Source organism: Chryseobacterium nakagawai (assembly GCF_900637665.1).
GTDB classification, from domain to species: domain Bacteria; phylum Bacteroidota; class Bacteroidia; order Flavobacteriales; family Weeksellaceae; genus Chryseobacterium; species Chryseobacterium nakagawai.
Window position 1 is genome coordinate 3,065,089 of the sequence record NZ_LR134386.1, and the last position, 17,307, is coordinate 3,082,395.

Here is a 17,307-nt window from a genome sequence, read left to right on the forward strand (position 1 = left end):
AAATATTGATTATATGAAGAGCCTCCAGTTTTCAGTTCCTGCCGACACCAATAAAAGCATCCGTATTCAGGAAGATATTATGCCTAATTTCTATCCCTATTTTCATAGACACACGGAAACTCAAATCATGTGGATTCTTAAAGGGCATGGTACTTTGGCGATAGAACAAAACCTTTTTACCTTTGAATCCGGAGATATTTTCTACCTGGGAGCCAACCAGTCACATGTTTTTAAGGGAGCTTTTAATGAAAACGAAAAACAAAAGGTTCATGCCATTTCTATATTCTTTGATCCTGATAAAAAAATAGCCGCTTTTTTTGATCTTCCTGAATTTGGAGAGCTTAAAAATTTCATTGAACTCTCAAAAACAGGATTTCAGATTGCTTCAAAGCTAAAATTGAGTGTGGGTGAAAGCATGGCAGCTTTACAAAAAACACAAGGCATAGAACAGATCATCGATTTTATAAAGATCTTAAACCATCTGATGCAGAACAGACATTTGCATATTCCTTTATCCTCAGAAAAGAACCTGCCTAATCATATTTCAGATAATGACCAGCGGATTATAGATGCTCAGAATTATATTAAGAAAAATTTCACCCAGCAGAAACTCACCCTTGATCTGATTGCGAAAGAAGCTTGTATGACTCCACAGGCATTTTGCAGATCTTTTAAAAAACGTACCAGAATTACCTATATTCAATATCTTAATGAATTACGAGTGCAGAGAGCCTGTAGATTATTAACCTCCAGCAGCATGTACAACATTTCTTCCGTTGCTTTTAACAGCGGATTCACCAGTCTTACCAACTTCAACCGGGTATTTAAATCCATCATGAAGTACTCCCCAAAAGAATATCTGAAGCATTATAAAGAGGCTACTACAGACCACGAATAAGCACATGTTAAAATACGGTTAGAATACATTAAAATATTAACATTTACCGTTTTAAAATTCACTTAGTTTTGAATAAATATTATTTGATATGAGTACAAAACTAAACTGGGAAGGGATTTATCCTGCTGTATTAACTCCTTTTACAAAAGAAGGAAAGATTGATTTTGAAATGTTTGCAGTCAATACAGAAGCCCAGATTAAAGCCGGAGTACATGGAATTATCCTTGCCGGAACATTAGGAGAAGCCAGTGTCTTGGAAACCGAAGAAAAGTTTGAACTTCTCCAATATGCTAAAAAAATGACACAAGGCAGAATTCCCGTTATTCTTAACCTTTCTGAAAATACAACCAAAAATGCAGTAGGCTTTGCCCAAAAAGCAAAAGAACTGGGAGCGGATGGATTAATGCTTCTCCCTCCAATGCGTTACAAAGCAGACAGCCGTGAAGTGGTAGAATATTTCAAAGCAGTGGCTAGTGCTACAGATCTTCCTATTCTTATTTATAACAATCCTGTTGATTACGGAATTTATGTAACCTTAGAAATGTTTGATGAGCTTATTGAATATCCAACCATTCAGGCAGTGAAAGAATCTACCAGAGATCTGGCTAATGTAACCAGAATGATCAACCGTTTTGGAAAAAGAATTAAAATTCTTGGTGGTGTAGATACTATTTGTCTTGAAACATTAATGCTTGGTGCTGACGGACTTGTTGCAGGGTTGGTAGATGCTTTTCCCAACGAGACAATGGCTATGTACAACTACGCCAAAGCAGGAGAATATGATAAAGCAGTGGCTATTTACAGATGGTTTATGCCATTGCTAGAACTGGATATTCATCCTAAGCTGATCCAATATATTAAACTGGCTGCTACTGCCGAAGGAATCAGCAATCCATACGTAAGAGCACCCCGTCTTGAACTTCAGGGTGAAGAAGCAGAAAGAGTTAACAAGATTATTGAAGAGGGCAGAACCAACCGTCCGGTATTGAATTAACATCAGAATAAAGCTATGACCGAAGAAACATCAAAACAAAATATTGATCTGAGCATTCAGATGGCTTCTGAAGCTTATCAATTCCTGAAGAATACAACGATAAAAGAACGGGCAGCATTTATGAATGCTGTTGCCGATCAAATTGAAGCGTTAGGAGATGAACTTTTCACCATTGCTCATTCTGAAACTTCACTACCTCTGGCAAGACTTACAGGTGAAAAAGCAAGAACGGTAGGCCAATGGCGAAGTTATGCAAAAGCGGTAGCCTCCGGAATATATACAGAACCCAGAATTGATCTTGCCCAGCCTGAGAAACAGAAAGGAGATCTCAGAAAGTATAATATAGGATTAGGGCCTGTAGTGGTCTTTGGAGCCAGCAATTTTCCGTTTGCTTTTTCCACGGCAGGCGGTGATACTGCAAGTGCCATAGGAGCAGGATGTCCTGTGATTGTAAAAGCTCATCCGGCACATCCTAAGACCTCTCAAATCATGGCTGATGCAATAGTAAATACTGTAAAAGAATTTGGTTGGCCTGAAGGTATCTTCAGCCATATTACAGGAACTTCCTATGAAATCGGAACTTATTTAACACAGCATCAGAATATTCAGGCAGTAGCATTTACCGGTTCATTCAATGGCGGAAAAGCACTGTTTGATACCGCCAATCGTCGTGAAAATCCTATTCCCGTATTTGCTGAAATGGGAAGTATCAACCCGGTATTTGCACTTAAAAACTTGATTGAAAATAAAGCAGAAGCATTAGCTAAAGAATATGTCAGCTCATTAACCTTAGGTGTAGGGCAATTCTGCACCAATCCGGGGGTATTTATTGCGCTTAAAGGAACATCGTTGGATCGTTTTATCGCTGCAATAAAAAATGAAATTAAAGAAACGATTCCTTCTAATATGCTTCACAAAGGGATATATGACAACTTTGAAAAACATAAAACTATTGCATTACAACAACCCGATATTGAAATAATGGCATCGGCTGAAGCAGAAGATGGAAAGGGGAGCGCTGTGATTATAAAAACAAATACCAAAAACTTTATCAATAATCCCGTATTGAGTGAAGAAGTGTTTGGCCCTTTTGGAATTATTGTCACTTGCGAAAATCAGGAAGAATTCATACAAATTGCTCAAAAGTTAAAAGGCCAGCTAACTATTACTGTAGCAGCTACTCAGGATGATGTATATGAAAATGCAGCATTGATCAGTCTTTTGAAAGATAAATGCGGAAGATTATTATTCAATGGAATGCCAACAGGAGTAGAAGTTGTTTATGCAATGCAGCACGGAGGGCCATTCCCGTCTACCACAGATTCCCGTTTTACTTCAGTAGGTCCGGATGCAGTTAAGCGATTCGTTCGCCCTATTTCTTTCCAAAATTGGCCGGATGAATTTTTACCTGAAGAACTGAAGAACGAAAATCCATTACAAATTAGCAGAATGGTGGATGGAGAAATTCATTCAGGATCATTAAAATTATAAACAATATGAACAGAACATTTTTTTGCATAGACTCTCATACCTGTGGCTGTCCTGTACGTCTTATTGCAGGAGGTGGCCCAATTTTAAAGGGAAACTCTATGATGGAGCGCAGACTTCATTTTATGAAAGAATATGACTGGATTCGAAAAGGGTTAATGTTTGAACCTCGCGGTCATGATATGATGAGTGGAAGTATTCTTTATCCTCCCGTTGATGAAGAAAATGATATTGGAGTATTATATATTGAAACCAGTGGCTGCCTTCCTATGTGTGGACACGGAACCATCGGAACGGTTACCATTGCTATAGAAGAAGGGTTGGTTGTTCCTAAAATTCCTGGAAAATTACGTTTGGAAACCCCAGCCGGACTTATTCTCATAGATTATATACAGGAAGGAAAAAAAGTAAAATCTGTAAAACTAACCAATGTAAAATCCTTCCTTTATGCTGAAAACCTTGAAGTAGAATGTCCCGATCTAGGTCATATAAAAGCCGATGTCGCTTATGGAGGAAATTTTTACGCCATTATTGACCCTCAGGAGAATTTCAGAGATATTTCAGATTTTACAGCTAGCCAGCTCATTCATTATGGGAAAATCATCAGGAAATTACTTAATGAAAAATATCAATTCATCCATCCTGAAAACGAACATATTTCCGGGTTAAGCCATATTCAATGGACAGGAAATCCTACAGATCCTAAAGCTAGCGGACGAAATGCCGTATTAGTAGGGGAAAATGCCTTAGACCGTTCTCCTTGCGGAACAGGAACATCCGCAAGAATGGCTCAATGGTATGCTAAAGGAAAGCTAAAAGAAGGGGAAGAGTTTATCCATGAAAGCTATATCGGTTCCCAATTTATTGGAAGAATTGAAGGCACCGCTACCGTTGATGGCAAACCGGCTATTGTTCCTTCAGTAGAAGGCTGGGCAAGAATTACCGGCTATAATCAGATTATTATTGATGATGAAGATCCTTATTGGCAGGGCTTTCAGGTAATGTAAAGTTTGTAAAAAGTATGACACAAAATAAAGATAAAGCACTTATTATCGGTGCAGGAATAGCAGGACTAAGTTCAGCGTATTATCTTTTACAAAAAGGCTGGCAGGTAGAAATCCTGGAACAGAATGATCTTACCAACAATTGTTCTTACGGCAATGCAGGAATGATCGTACCCAGCCATTTCACTCCATTGGCAGCTCCCGGAGTTGTGGCACAGGGCATTCGATGGATGTTTGACAGTAAAAGTCCGTTTTATGTGAAACCCTCGCTCAGTACTCAATTGTTATCCTGGGGTTTAAAATTTCTGAAACATTCCAATCAGAACCATGTAGACCGCTCAGCAGCAGCCATTAGAGATCTTAATTTAGCAAGCAGTAATCTTTACAATGAAATTGCCCAAAACCCTGAATTTGATTTTGAACTGAACCAAAACGGAATTCTGATGCTCTATAAAACAGAAAAAGTAGCAGAAGAGGAGACAGAACTCGCTCATAAGGCTACCAGTTTAGGATTAACAGTTGATATTCTGGATAAAAAGGGAATTCAGGAACTGGAACCCAATGCTCAACTGGATGTCATTGGGGGAATCAATTACAAATGCGATGGGCACATGAATCCTGTAAAGCTGATGAAACAAATGATTTCTTATCTTAAAAATAGTGGTGTTATTTTCCACACACGGCATAAAGTAACAGGATATGAAATTGCAGGGAACACCATCAATGCGATCATAGCGAATGGTAAAAAGTTTTCAGCAGACCGTTTTGTAATGACCGGAGGTTCATTTTTGCCAGAACTTGCGCAAAAAGCAGGGATTAAAATTCAATTGATGCCAGGGAAAGGTTATTCTTTTATGCATACTCCAGAGAACCCAATCCATAAATTGGAGCATGCCGCTTTATTATTGGAAGCAAGAGTAGCGGTAACCCCTATGAATGGACAAATCCGTTTTGGGGGAACCATGGAGCTGGCTTCCCATCAGAATAAAATTAATATGAAGAGGGTAGAGGGAATTGTACAATCTATTCCCAAATATTTGCCAGATTTTCAGGTTAAATTACCCAAAGAATCGGAAATCTGGTTTGGTTACAGACCTTGTGCTCCGGATGGACTTCCATATCTGGGACAATCTTCCCAATTAAAGAACTTGATCATCGCAGGCGGCGGCGGTATGATGGGACTAAGCTTAGGACCCATTTTTGGAAAAACAGTTTCAGAACTTGCCAATGACCAAAAACCAACGGTTGAGATAAAGATATTCAACCCTGAAAGATTTAATTAAAAAACATCACATAACCCACAAAATTATTATTTATGAAAACAATAACTCTTGCAATACATTCTATTATGAAGATTGCATTTTTTAACAGGTTTTTATTTTGCTATTCCTGTGAAAGCAAAGAATCAGAACCATTGGAGATGGTAAAGTTGTTGACAAAAGCATGGAAAAATTGACTATTCAAATAATTTATTAACAAACAAATCCAAAAAATCATGAAAAAATTTAAATTACTACTACTTGTTTCCCTATTTCCAATAATAGGTTTTGCTCAGGAAAATAGACCTCATGAGTGTAAAGCAGATGAAATGATGAAAAATCATTTTGAACGGCACCCTGAATCTAAGGCTGAATATGAAAAATTTGAAAAATTCACCAAAGATTTTGTAAAAAAAATAGAATCAAACAAAACTCCATTGAATAAAAAGGCCAACAATCCCACCTACATCATCCCTGTGGTTTTTCATGTGTATGGAGAATCTCAGAGTAATGTAAAAGTAAATTACCAAAAAGTAGTTGACTTGCTGCAACAAATCAACTTAAATTTCAATGGAATCAATACCGATTCAAACACTATAGACCCTTACTTCCAGCCGATTAGGGGCACATTAAGTATTGAATTCCGCTTAGCTAAAATTGACCCAACCGGAAAAGCAACAAGTGGAGTGGTATTTCACCCTTTCAAAAGTGGATATGGCAACGGAGGCGGATATGATGCACAAATTGGAGCAGATGCATGGGATAATACAAAGTATATGAATGTGTATATACAAAATGATCTATATGCTGATAAAGATTTATATCAATCAGGAGTTGCCTGGTATCCGGATTCATACATGTCTTCAGTAAATACAGCAAGAGTTGTTTATAATGGCCGTTATATATATGATGCTGCAGGAACTGTGGCTTCAAACGAGTTTTCTGATACATTCACTCACGAATTCGGGCATTGGCTAAATCTTCAACACACGTTCAATGTTCTTTGTTCAACGGCGAACCCTAGTAATGATGGTGACGGAGTTGCTGACACCCCTGTAGAAAATAATTCTTCCGGATTAGGATGTACAACTGGAAACAATTGTCTTGGACAAAGAGTGAACGTTGAAAACTATATGGGATACAACGGTTCTGCTGGTTGTTATAAAATGTTTACCAATGGACAAGTTAACAGAATGTTAGCCGCATTAAATCACCCGTCAAGAATAAATTTATGGCAGCCTGCTAACTTAGCAGCAACCGGAGTTGCCAATACGCCACCTAAGTTAACTCTTAGCAACAGTACCTTTACAGAGAACTTAAACAATAATGGAGCCGTGTCATTAGATGGAACAGTAGCATCTGCCCCTAAATCAACGATTACGCTAAACGGAGCAACATTTGCCGTATCGAATGGAACAACTCTTAGTGCAGGAACACATTTCAATTCTTCATTACCAGCAGGACAAACAGCAACTATAGCCGTTACAAGCCCTACTACTGCTACACTTACCATAAATGGTGCGGCAACCAGTCATCCTAAAAGTCAGGTTCTGAATTCATCAATTACGTTCCTAAATCCGGCTATAACAGGAGGCGTAACTTCATTAGGATCAACAACATCTTTGGCATTAACTTTTTCTTACAAAGATCCTTATAAAATAGTTACAGGAACTCCTCTGGAAAGTTATGCCAATCCAACACCAACAACAGTAACAACCAACTCCGGAGCACCCTGGAAATATTTTATCATTAACCCAGAGCTTAGTGATGATGCAGGGTATGGTGCTTGGTACTATGGAGCCAATCAATTAAAATTGGAAACCTATTGGAAAGGATTAGTATGTGGGGTAGGGACAAGAAATATTAGTTTAATTCCGTCTTGCACCACTATAAGTAATGCAAATAATATAGGTTATCCAACGGGTACTCCTGGACAACTTGACGTATATACCCCTACATACACTACCTGGTCTGGCCAAACAGCTTATGTTGGTTTTAGAAACCAATTCGAAGGCTACAATATTAACGGCTATTTCAAACTGAATGTTGGAGCCAATGGTTCTGGTTATTCTGTAACTGACTTTGCCTATAATACACAACCAAATGGCAGTATTACAACGCCTTGTGCATTACCATTATCATCATTATCCACTTCAGACGTTGATACAACAAACTCAGAAACTTCCATTTATCCGAATCCAGTTTCTGATGTATTGAATATTAAAACAAATGGGAAAATTAAATCAATTTCTGTTTACGACATGTCTGGAAGAAAAATGAATGCTAAAGTTATTGGGGATAAGGTTGATGTTAAACACTTCTTAGGCGGAACTTATCTAATTGATATTGAAACTTCTTTAGGAAAATCTTCCCAAAAATTCATTAAAAAATAGGATCAAACGCTATATCAATACAATATTAAAGGTGTGCAGTATTCTGGAAATGGAACCCTTCTTGGCCACCAGCCTCCTGATTACTACTTCACAGCGGTTACAAACTGGCTTAAAGCTTTTTAAACAGATGCAATTAATAAAATAATTTAGTATTGATATATTAGTTATTCACTTGTTGAATAGATGATGGGCTTAATTTTTTAAGTCCATCTTTTATGTTATGATGAATATTACTCTACGCTAGAAATCGTTAAAATCTTAGCTATAAATAATATTATTTAAGTGTACTCTTTATATTTTACGACAGCTTCTGTCGCAGTACTGTAGTAGATTTGTAAAATCATGTAGGATCATTAAAATGTAATGAAATTCGGTAATTCATTACAAATATTTAGTGTTAAATCACATAGATATGATTTGTATTAACAAAAAAAAGTTAAATTTGTTCGAATTTAAAAAACCTAATCATTAAACTCAAAAACAACACGGGAATGAAAAAAATTTATCTCGGTGCATGTACTGTATGCACGGTTCTGGGTATGTCTGCTCAGGAAGTACTCTGGCAGAAAGACATTCAATCCACTACCCAGGATTTCCTAAGTCAGGTGACTACGACCATTGATCAGCAGTATCTTATTACAGGAAGCTCTATACAGAGCGACAAACTCCAACAAGGCAATAAACAGAACAACGGCTATGATTTCCATCTGGTGAAGCTGAACCAACAGGGAGAGCAGGCCTGGGAAAAGTATTTTTCAGGGCAAAATCATGACTATTTATCCGCAACAGTAAGCATTCAGGATGGTGGATTTCTCTTAGCCGGAACTTCGTATTCAGGAAAAGGACTCGATAAGAAAGATGATTCCAAAGGTGGTTCCGATATCTGGCTCATCCGGATCAATGAATTCGGTGATGAATTATGGCAGAAAACATTGGGAACTTCTTCTGATGAGGAAGCCAAATCTGTTATTCAAACGACAGACTTGGGCTTTTTTGTCGCCGGAAATGTTCAAAACTCATCAAAGGGCTATGGTTCAAAAGATGTTTGGATAACCAGACTCGACAAAGACGGTAAAGAACTCTCCCAATTGATATTAGGTGGAAAAGGTTTAGACGAAGTGGAAAAAATGATTCCCACCAAAGACGGCGGAGCATTATTGGGTATTTATTCAAGAAGTTCCGAGGTTAAGGATTCTGGGATAAGAAATACTGAAGTAAAATCTTCCGATGAAAGATTAGTGAGTTCAACAGCCATAAGCCAGATGCCAAAAGCCAGCAGCAACTTCGGTGAAGGGGATTACTGGATTGTCAAACTGGATAAAAATGGAAAAGTAGAGTGGGAAAAGAACTTTGGAGGTAAGGGAGACGACCATGTGAGAACCTTGGCCTTAACATCAAACGGTTATGTTATTGGCGGTGAATCAAGATCCGAACGATCAGGAAACAAAACAGTAGGCACCCAAGAAGGAACAGACCTTTGGCTGATTGCCCTTAATGAAAGAGGCGAGGAGCAGTGGCAAAAGTCCTACAATTTCAAAAACCGTGATATTCTGATGGGAATGAGTGTGATCCAGAGTCAGGAGGCAAGAGCCAAGAATCAAGACATCACTAAAGGAATCTTATTAGGGGGCTATACCCAGGCCGAGGGAAGAATAGAAAAAGATGATGAGACCTTCTGGATGCTGTACCTGGATGGAAATGGAAATGAACAGTGGAGAAAACATATAACAGGGCATTCCCGACAAAAAGAGGAAAGACTTTCAGATTTAAAGCTGAATAGAGATGGTTCTATTGTGTTAGCGGGAACCAGTGCCAAAGAATTAGGGAAAGAAAACTGGAAGATCGTGAAGCTTGGCGACAAGCAGGTAAGTGATCTGATTGCCAAATATGAAATGAAGATCTACCCGAACCCTGTATCCGATTATACCTATATAGAAATCGGATTTGATTTTAAAGAAGCAGATATTATGCTGTATGATATGAGTGGAAGACAGCTTCAGAATTTCAAAACCAAGAACAGAGTGACTAAGATCAATACCCAGGCTTTGATACAAGGCGCTTATTTGGTAACTATAAAAACTGATAATAATAAAACAGCGAATGCAAAGCTGATTAAAAAGTAAAAAAACATTAATCATGAAGAAATATATGGTAACACTGGCATTACTAGCTGCCAGTATGCATTACTCACAAATCGGAATAGGGAATGATGGTGGAAACAGGCCTATTGCTTCTCCCGCCATGGCTTCTATGGCCAAGTATTCTGATATGCCGGTTTCGTTAGCCAGTGGGCTTCCGGAAATTGGTCTTCCTCTTTTGAATGTTCCTTTGGTGGATAAAGGAATTCAATATCCATTAAGTTTAAGTTATCATTCGGATAATCAAATAGTGAGTGATGTGGCATCAGGATGGTCCTTTTTCGGAACTGGAGTGATTTATAAAAAAATTATTGATAAACTGGATGAATGTTTTGACAGACCTGATTTGGAAGGTCATGTTAATAATGAGTTTGATGACCTCTATTATTACAACTTTCCGGGAGGTTCCGGGAAATTCAGAATAAAAAGAGATGTAGCCAACAATACTTTCTCCCTCATCAACCTTACTCCGGACCATTTAAAAATAGAATATACAAGAGACAACACCAATCTTTCTACCTTTAAAGCAGATGGTTTTACCATTACTACAGACAATGGGTATAAGTATTTCTTTAATGAATTTGATAAAGGATACTATAAATGCAGAAGTTATGCGGGTGATTTGCCGTTTTCCTATAAGCCTGCCTATTTTCTGACCAGGATTATGAGTCCTTTGGGTAGAGAAGTAGCTTCTATGACATACGATAGCAAGTATGATGAATTTAACAACATTAAATCTAGCAAGCTAAAAACAATCTCTACTCTTAATGGAGTTGTTGAATTGAATTATACATATGATGAAGCTCTGAAAACAACGGTTAATGATCCTTATAGCTTACAGGGAATAACGGTGAAAAATCTTGCCGGTGAAACCGTTTATTCTTATGAATTCAATTACAGTATTGCTGACAAGCCTGATAAAGTGGCTGACAGAAAAAGAATGCTGAATTATGTAAGGAAAAATGATAAAAACGGACAGAAAATTGAACAGACCGCTTTTGTTTATAACGCTGGAGGGAATTTAAGTAAAATTATTTCTCCTACGGGTGGTACTACAGAATATGTCTATGAAAATAATGAGAAGTTTTTTAATTTTAATGATCCAGCTTATCTTGACTATTTGGATCGATATGATTATAATCCAGATTTTCAATATGAATATTCAAGATTTACTACTCCCTTAGATTCTGAGCAGAATCTGGTCTATAGTTTTACCATTCCGGGAGATGCTGCAAAAGAAAGAAACTATAAGCTTTTTCTGCAGGTTTCCAAATATACTCGTCCTCCACGTGAAGAAGGACCAGGAATTCCTGGCGATCCTAATTTTCCCTCTATTCCAATTCCAGTAGAGCATGGCCTTACCTTTAAATTAAAGCGTGATAATGTAGAAATAAGATCAATAAAAGTCTCTACTAAAGAGTTCGTTGGGAAACAATATGAATTTACCAATTATCCTGGAAATTATACACTGGAAATTATTCCGGTGACAGGAACAAAGGGATCGGGGAATTTTGGTATAATAGACAGAGCCTTTAAGCCTGGACCTTATAGAAATGCGGCCCAAGCTACCGGAAGGAGAATCAAAAACATTAAATTTTATAAAAATAGTACAGATACTGCTCCTGAACGCACCATAAACTATGAGTATGAATCCTTTGACCTTCCCAACAGTACCAGTGGCTATGAGTTCTATAGTGAAGGAGATAAGTCTAATGCCAGCTCATCTTATATCATCTACAACAATGTAAAAGTTTTTGAAACAGGGAAAGGGTATATCAAAAACAGGTTTTTAACTGCGAATGATTTTCCTAAATATCAAAGTGGAGGGGATCAGCTTTATCCTATTTATTTCTGGCCTTATTACAGGATCACCAAACAAGGACTGCCTTTTAAAAAGGAAATTTATAATGAACAGAATACCCTTTTAGCTTCTGAAGAAAATACTTATGATCTGGATTATTATTCAACCGATGAATATGCATTAAATGCAGGTAGTGGAAAAATATTTTCTAAACCGGCTTATGTTAAAAAAACAATGAATAAGAGTACTGTTTATTATCCTGGTGGTAAAAAGATGGAAACCTCTTCCGAAACTCAATTTGAAGGAATCAGTTTCAAACCGGTGTATTCTAAATCTGAAGCAGATGGTGATGTCATGGAAAAATTGATGACTTATCCTGTAAATCTTCCGGAATACAGCCATCTGGAAGCGGCCTATATGGTAAACAGTCCCGTTATAGTGGAAGAAAAGAAAAACGGAAAACCTGTTGCCAAAGCCATTACAAAATTTGCAGCACCTTCTTTACTGCCTACTTCAGTGGTTTCTGTTAATAGCTTGGGGGAGAGCCGGGAAGATATGAAAATGGAAATCTACAACAACATAGGCAATCTTGTTCAGTATAGAGGGATCACGGGACTTCCTGTTACCTTGATCTACGGATACAACAAATCCCTGGTTATTGCCAAAATAGAAGGCGCTACCTTGGCAGAAGTATCTCCGTACACTGCTGATATCATTAGGACCTCCAATGCAGATCATGCCACTACCAATTCAGAGTATCTCCTGGTTCAGGCATTGGAGGTTTTCAGGAAAAACCCTGCTGTAGCCAAATATCCTGTTACGACCTATACCTATGATCCGCCTATTGGTCTTACCAGTATGACTTCTCCATCAGGAATGAAAGAAGTATACGAATACGACAGCGCGGGCAGGCTTAAAACGACCAAAAGGATAGATCTGGATGCTAATGGAGTCGAAGTACCTAAAAAAGTAAGTGAATATCAGTATAACTATAAACAATAACCACAACTATGAAAAAGATTCTCAACACATTCGGAATATTGTTTGTATCACTGTTTTCAGCACAGACAGGGCTTACCAATACCGAAAACTATATTTATAACAGTACCTGTCTGAATGACGACTGTACCAAAAAATCAGAAAGCGTTCAGTATTTTGACAATTGGGGGAAAGTGGTGCAGGGCATTGCCATCAAAGGCTCTCCCTCCGGTAAAGACATTGTCTCTCATATAGAATATGATAGCTTTGGAAGACAGGTGAAAAACTACCTTCCCATTCCCCAGCAGGGTACTCAGGAAGGAGCGATCTATACATCTCCGCTTTCTAATGCCTCTGCCGTATATGGTGCAGAGAAAATCTATTCGGAAAGTATCCTGGAAAACTCACCGATTAACAAATTGTTACAGCAGATCCAGATAGGAAATGACTGGAGCAGTAAACCTGTAAAGTTTGACTATGAAACCAATGGAAGTAACGAAGTATATCAGTATGTTACCACTACCACATGGGAGCACGGAGCCACTAAAATTGGAGTAAGTTTATCCCCGGCTGTGGTCTATGCTCCGGGTACCCTGTATAAAAATACGGTGACAGATGAAGATGGAAATCCAACTTTAGAGTTCAAAAATGGAAAAGGTCAGACCTTGCTTATCAGAAAAATGATAGGTTCTACAGGTCAGGCAGACACTTATTATATATATAATGAATACGATCAGCTGGCATTTGTGATTCCTCCCAATGCGGTTCAGAAACCTTTAAACGATGCCCTGCTTAACGACCTTTGCTATCAGTACCGTTATGATGGCTGGAACAGGCTGGTAGAGAAAAAAGTTCCCGGAAAAGGTTGGGAATATATGGTGTATGATAAGGCAGGCAGAGTGATTTTGACCCAGGATGCCAATTTAAGGTCGCAAGATAAATGGCTGTTTACAAAGTATGACCAGTTTTCAAGACCTATTTACACTGGAATCCTGAACAGCCCACCTGGAAGGATTCAACAAGCAGCTGCAATAGATGCACATGGAACAAATTATGAAATAAGAAGTACTTCAAGTTGGAATAATTCAGGAATAGATGTTTTTTACACCAACAACAATGCCTATCCTACTGCTAACTTTAAGCTGCTAAGTGTCAATTATTATGATACTTATCCAGCAGAATCTCCGGCAATACCTTCACAGATCATCAATCAGAAGGTATTGAACCAGCCCGGCCAGGGAAGCAGCCTGAGAACAACACAAAACCTTCCGGTAGCTTCCTTTGTTAAAAATATAGAAGATGATAACTGGACAAAAGGCTATACCTGGTATGATACCAATGGAAGACTTATTGGCTCACAATCCATCAATCATTTGGGGGGCTATACCCGTACCGAGACCGAGTTGGATTTTGCAGGAACTGCCAAACAGACCAAAGTGTACCATAAAAGGCTGACTACCGATACTGAAAAAGTAATTACCCAGACCTTTACCTACGATAATCAGTATAGGCTGCTGGTGCATAAGCATCAAATTGATAACAACCCGGAGGAAATCCTGGCTCAGAATGAATATAATGAACTTTCCCAGGTGAAAACCAAGAAAGTAGGGGGAACAGATATTGCTCAGCCACTTCAGGTGATGGATTATTCCTATAATATCAGAGGCTGGCTCACTAAGATCAATGACCCTGCTAACCTTAACGGGAAATTGTTCGGGTATGAGATCAGGTACAACAATCCGGTATACTCCAATATTGCAGGCGGAAAATACAATGGGACCATCACAGAAGTAGACTGGAAAAACGCTTCTGAGGATGTACTGAAAAGATACACCTATTCCTATGATGGCTTAAGCCGTTTGAAAGATGCGGTCTATACAGAACCTAATACGACCACGCCATTTAATAATTATTATAATGAACACCTGACCTATGATCTGAACGGAAATATTGCTACCTTGAAAAGAAATGCCTTTCCGGTCATGGGGAATACGGCTACTCAAGTAGATGACCTTGTATACGAATACTCCGGAAACCGTTTAAACAGAGTAATAGAAAATGCGTTGAATGAAACCGGATATGAAGGGGGTAATAACCTTGTCACTTACGATCAGAATGGGAATATGAAAGATATGTTGGATAAAGGAATACAATCCATTGGGTATAACTTCCTGGATCTGCCTAACCAGCTTTCTGTAACGGAAAATTCTCTTGGGGTAATGGCTAATGCCAATATCAATACCCTGTATCGTGCCGACGGAACAAAACTGAGAAAAACAAAGCATTCTAAACGGGAAGGAAAAGGAGCCCTAGATATTACTCACATAACGGATTATCTGGATGGTTTTCAATACCAGTACCAGGAAGGTGGAAGCTGTATAACCTGCAGAATGGAAGTAGCCTATGAAGCACAGGCGTATAAAAATATTAACGGTCCTATTGTGGGTATTCCTGAATGGAAACTTGATTTTGTAGTGACCGCAGAAGGGTTCTACAGTTTCGCTGAAAACCGCTATATTTACCAGTACAAAGACCACCTTGGAAATACCAGGGTAAGCTTTACCAAAGATAGCGTAGGCGTTCTTGAAGTTACAGACACCAACAACTATTATCCTTTTGGGTTAAACCATATCGGAAACTCTTTTTTGTCTAGTTTAGGAAGCTATAATGCTTATAAATATAATGGTAAAGAGATCCAGGAAACCGGAATGTATGATTATGGAGCCAGGATGTATATGCCTGATCTGGGAAGATGGGGTGTTATAGATGCTTATGCAGAGAAGATGAGAAGACACTCGCCTTATAATTACGCATTTAATAACCCTGTTAATTTTATAGACCCGGATGGGAATACTCCTAGAGGTACCTATGGAGAACATTCCGCTTTTAATGGAGATTACGATCCAAATTCTTCTTTATCCGGTTATAACGGAATGGGGGGAGCCCATGGGATGTATTTTGCGAATAATGATGGAGGAGGCTTTGCTACAGAAAATAAAGCGGTAAATATTATTCTTAATTTTATAAGAAATGATAAAGAAGGTCTTGGTAATTTTGTAAATAGTGATTTTGAACAATATGGATGGCATGTAATTGATGCTACTAGCCTTATAGATGCTTTAGCTAAATTATCTTCGTATTTAGGGGATAGTATGGCTAATAACATCTTTATAAACACACATGGATTAATAAGTGAGCGATATGTTTACGATGGAAACGGACAATTGATTTCTGACCTAAGTATTAGTGGTAGAAATGGATATAAAGTAGCAGGAGATACCGGATTTTATACAACTAAGGATCAGATTTTAGGGAGTCATTTACAGCAATATATTACGGATAAAAGTAAATTATCTTCTGTTACATTAAAAAGCATAGATAGTTTTATTGATGTGGCTAATTATGTAAAAAAAGATAAAAATTTGATTATGGGTTCATGTAAATCTGCTCAATATGATGACCTTTTTGGTAATGGAATATCATCACTTGTAAAGTCCAGAGATATTTTTGTAAATAGAGATTATTCAAGTTTGTGGCCTATAGGCGGAAAAATAAGGTTCCAAGATTTTACTGGTTTTAATCAAACTTCTAACAAAAATTATATAAAAGGATGGGTACAATATAGAGATGGTGCCACTGTTCAAGAAAATTTTAACATAATAATGACCAAATATGGAGTCAAAACAATTAAATAAAATAATACTATTGTTAGCTTTAGGTTTTTCAATCAATCTGTTTTCTCAATTACAAATGGCAGATATAGATGGGGAAAAGTTGACAATTAATTTAAAATCACAAAAATCAAACTTTGTAAAAATAATTGAAAATAAAGATTTTGATGTATTCTATATTTTAGATAAAGAAAGATATATTTTTGATAAAAGACACAAAAATGTAGATTTAGTAAACTTGATATTTTTTTCTAAAAAATATAATAAAGGAATTCTTGCTATATTTAAGCAAAGTATTGAATATAAAAAGAAATCTGATTATAATATAACTTTACATACAAATTTTCACAATCAATATATGTTTCAACCATCGATGATTATTGTCGATAACGATTTTAATTATGAGTATCTTATGAAATATTATTATATGCCTTTACCATATGATAAAAATGTATACACTTCAGGTGTTAAAATACAGGATAATAAAAATAAATGTAATACAGTTGAATTTAATATAAAGGGAAATATGATCTATGAGAACATAGACGATATTTTGAGTAATATTTCTAAAATATCTAAAAGTGATTCTAATAAGAAATGTGATCCTATTGTTGCTGAAATTGATCTTAGAGGTTTTTTCCAAAAAATTATTAAATAATATTTTCCAAGCTACCACACGAATC

The 17,307-nt window shown here is 37.4% G+C and carries 10 protein-coding genes; all 10 read left to right on the forward strand.

What is annotated here, in order from left to right; genetic code table 11:
* Positions 1-13 precede the first annotated feature (13 nt).
* The 10 genes from EL260_RS13840 to EL260_RS13885 all read left to right on the forward strand — a co-directional run bounded on the left by EL260_RS13840 (position 14) and on the right by EL260_RS13885 (position 17,282).
* Positions 14-898 carry an AraC family transcriptional regulator gene (locus tag EL260_RS13840; RefSeq protein WP_123855910.1) on the forward strand — a complete coding sequence of 295 codons (885 nt, stop codon included), beginning with the start codon at positions 14-16 and terminating at the stop codon, positions 896-898.
* An 88-nt stretch (positions 899-986) separates the two neighbouring features.
* Positions 987-1,892 carry a dihydrodipicolinate synthase family protein gene (locus tag EL260_RS13845; RefSeq protein WP_123855911.1) on the forward strand — a complete coding sequence of 302 codons (906 nt, stop codon included), beginning with the start codon at positions 987-989 and terminating at the stop codon, positions 1,890-1,892.
* Between the two features lie 15 nt (positions 1,893-1,907).
* Positions 1,908-3,383: an aldehyde dehydrogenase (NADP(+)) gene (locus EL260_RS13850; RefSeq protein WP_123855912.1), complete on the forward strand. Its 1,476-nt coding sequence runs from the start codon at positions 1,908-1,910 to the stop codon at positions 3,381-3,383.
* Between the two features lie 5 nt (positions 3,384-3,388).
* Positions 3,389-4,387 carry a 4-hydroxyproline epimerase gene (locus EL260_RS13855; protein WP_123855913.1) on the forward strand — a complete coding sequence of 333 codons (999 nt, stop codon included), beginning with the start codon at positions 3,389-3,391 and terminating at the stop codon, positions 4,385-4,387.
* Positions 4,388-4,401: 14 nt separating this feature from the next.
* Entirely contained in the window at positions 4,402-5,667 is a 1,266-nt protein-coding gene (locus tag EL260_RS13860; RefSeq protein ID WP_123855914.1) for an NAD(P)/FAD-dependent oxidoreductase, read from the forward strand.
* A gap of 212 nt (positions 5,668-5,879) precedes the next feature.
* Entirely contained in the window at positions 5,880-8,036 is a 2,157-nt protein-coding gene (locus EL260_RS13865) for a zinc-dependent metalloprotease (protein ID WP_123855915.1), read from the forward strand.
* 491 nt (positions 8,037-8,527) lie between these two features.
* Positions 8,528-10,159, forward strand: coding sequence for a T9SS type A sorting domain-containing protein (locus EL260_RS13870; RefSeq protein ID WP_123855916.1), 1,632 nt, complete (start codon positions 8,528-8,530; stop codon positions 10,157-10,159).
* Positions 10,160-10,172: 13 nt separating this feature from the next.
* A complete protein-coding gene (locus EL260_RS13875) occupies positions 10,173-12,977 on the forward strand; it encodes a hypothetical protein (protein ID WP_123855917.1) in 2,805 nt (934 codons plus the stop codon).
* Positions 12,978-12,985: 8 nt separating this feature from the next.
* Positions 12,986-16,648, forward strand: a complete 3,663-nt coding sequence (locus tag EL260_RS13880; RefSeq protein WP_228445459.1) for a DUF6443 domain-containing protein — start codon at positions 12,986-12,988, stop codon at positions 16,646-16,648.
* The gene (locus EL260_RS13885) at positions 16,626-17,282 is read left to right on the forward strand and encodes a hypothetical protein (protein WP_123855918.1); all 657 of its coding nucleotides are present in this window, start codon (positions 16,626-16,628) and stop codon (positions 17,280-17,282) included. The genes EL260_RS13880 and EL260_RS13885 overlap by 23 nt, the downstream gene beginning before the upstream one ends.
* Positions 17,283-17,307 lie beyond the last annotated feature (25 nt).

Excerpts from the sequence above, each read along its gene's own strand:
- EL260_RS13855 (WP_123855913.1), top strand. The coding sequence starts at position 3,389 with ATGAACAGAACATTTTTTTGCATAGACTCTCATACCTGTGGCTGTCCT.
- EL260_RS13840 (WP_123855910.1), top strand. The coding sequence starts at position 14 with ATGAAGAGCCTCCAGTTTTCAGTTCCTGCCGACACCAATAAAAGCATC.
- EL260_RS13850 (WP_123855912.1), top strand. The coding sequence starts at position 1,908 with ATGACCGAAGAAACATCAAAACAAAATATTGATCTGAGCATTCAGATG.
- EL260_RS13885 (WP_123855918.1), top strand. The coding sequence starts at position 16,626 with ATGGAGTCAAAACAATTAAATAAAATAATACTATTGTTAGCTTTAGGT.
- EL260_RS13865 (WP_123855915.1), top strand. The coding sequence starts at position 5,880 with ATGAAAAAATTTAAATTACTACTACTTGTTTCCCTATTTCCAATAATA.
- EL260_RS13870 (WP_123855916.1), top strand. The coding sequence starts at position 8,528 with ATGAAAAAAATTTATCTCGGTGCATGTACTGTATGCACGGTTCTGGGT.
- EL260_RS13875 (WP_123855917.1), top strand. The coding sequence starts at position 10,173 with ATGAAGAAATATATGGTAACACTGGCATTACTAGCTGCCAGTATGCAT.
- EL260_RS13880 (WP_228445459.1), top strand. The coding sequence starts at position 12,986 with ATGAAAAAGATTCTCAACACATTCGGAATATTGTTTGTATCACTGTTT.
- EL260_RS13860 (WP_123855914.1), top strand. The coding sequence starts at position 4,402 with ATGACACAAAATAAAGATAAAGCACTTATTATCGGTGCAGGAATAGCA.
- EL260_RS13845 (WP_123855911.1), top strand. The coding sequence starts at position 987 with ATGAGTACAAAACTAAACTGGGAAGGGATTTATCCTGCTGTATTAACT.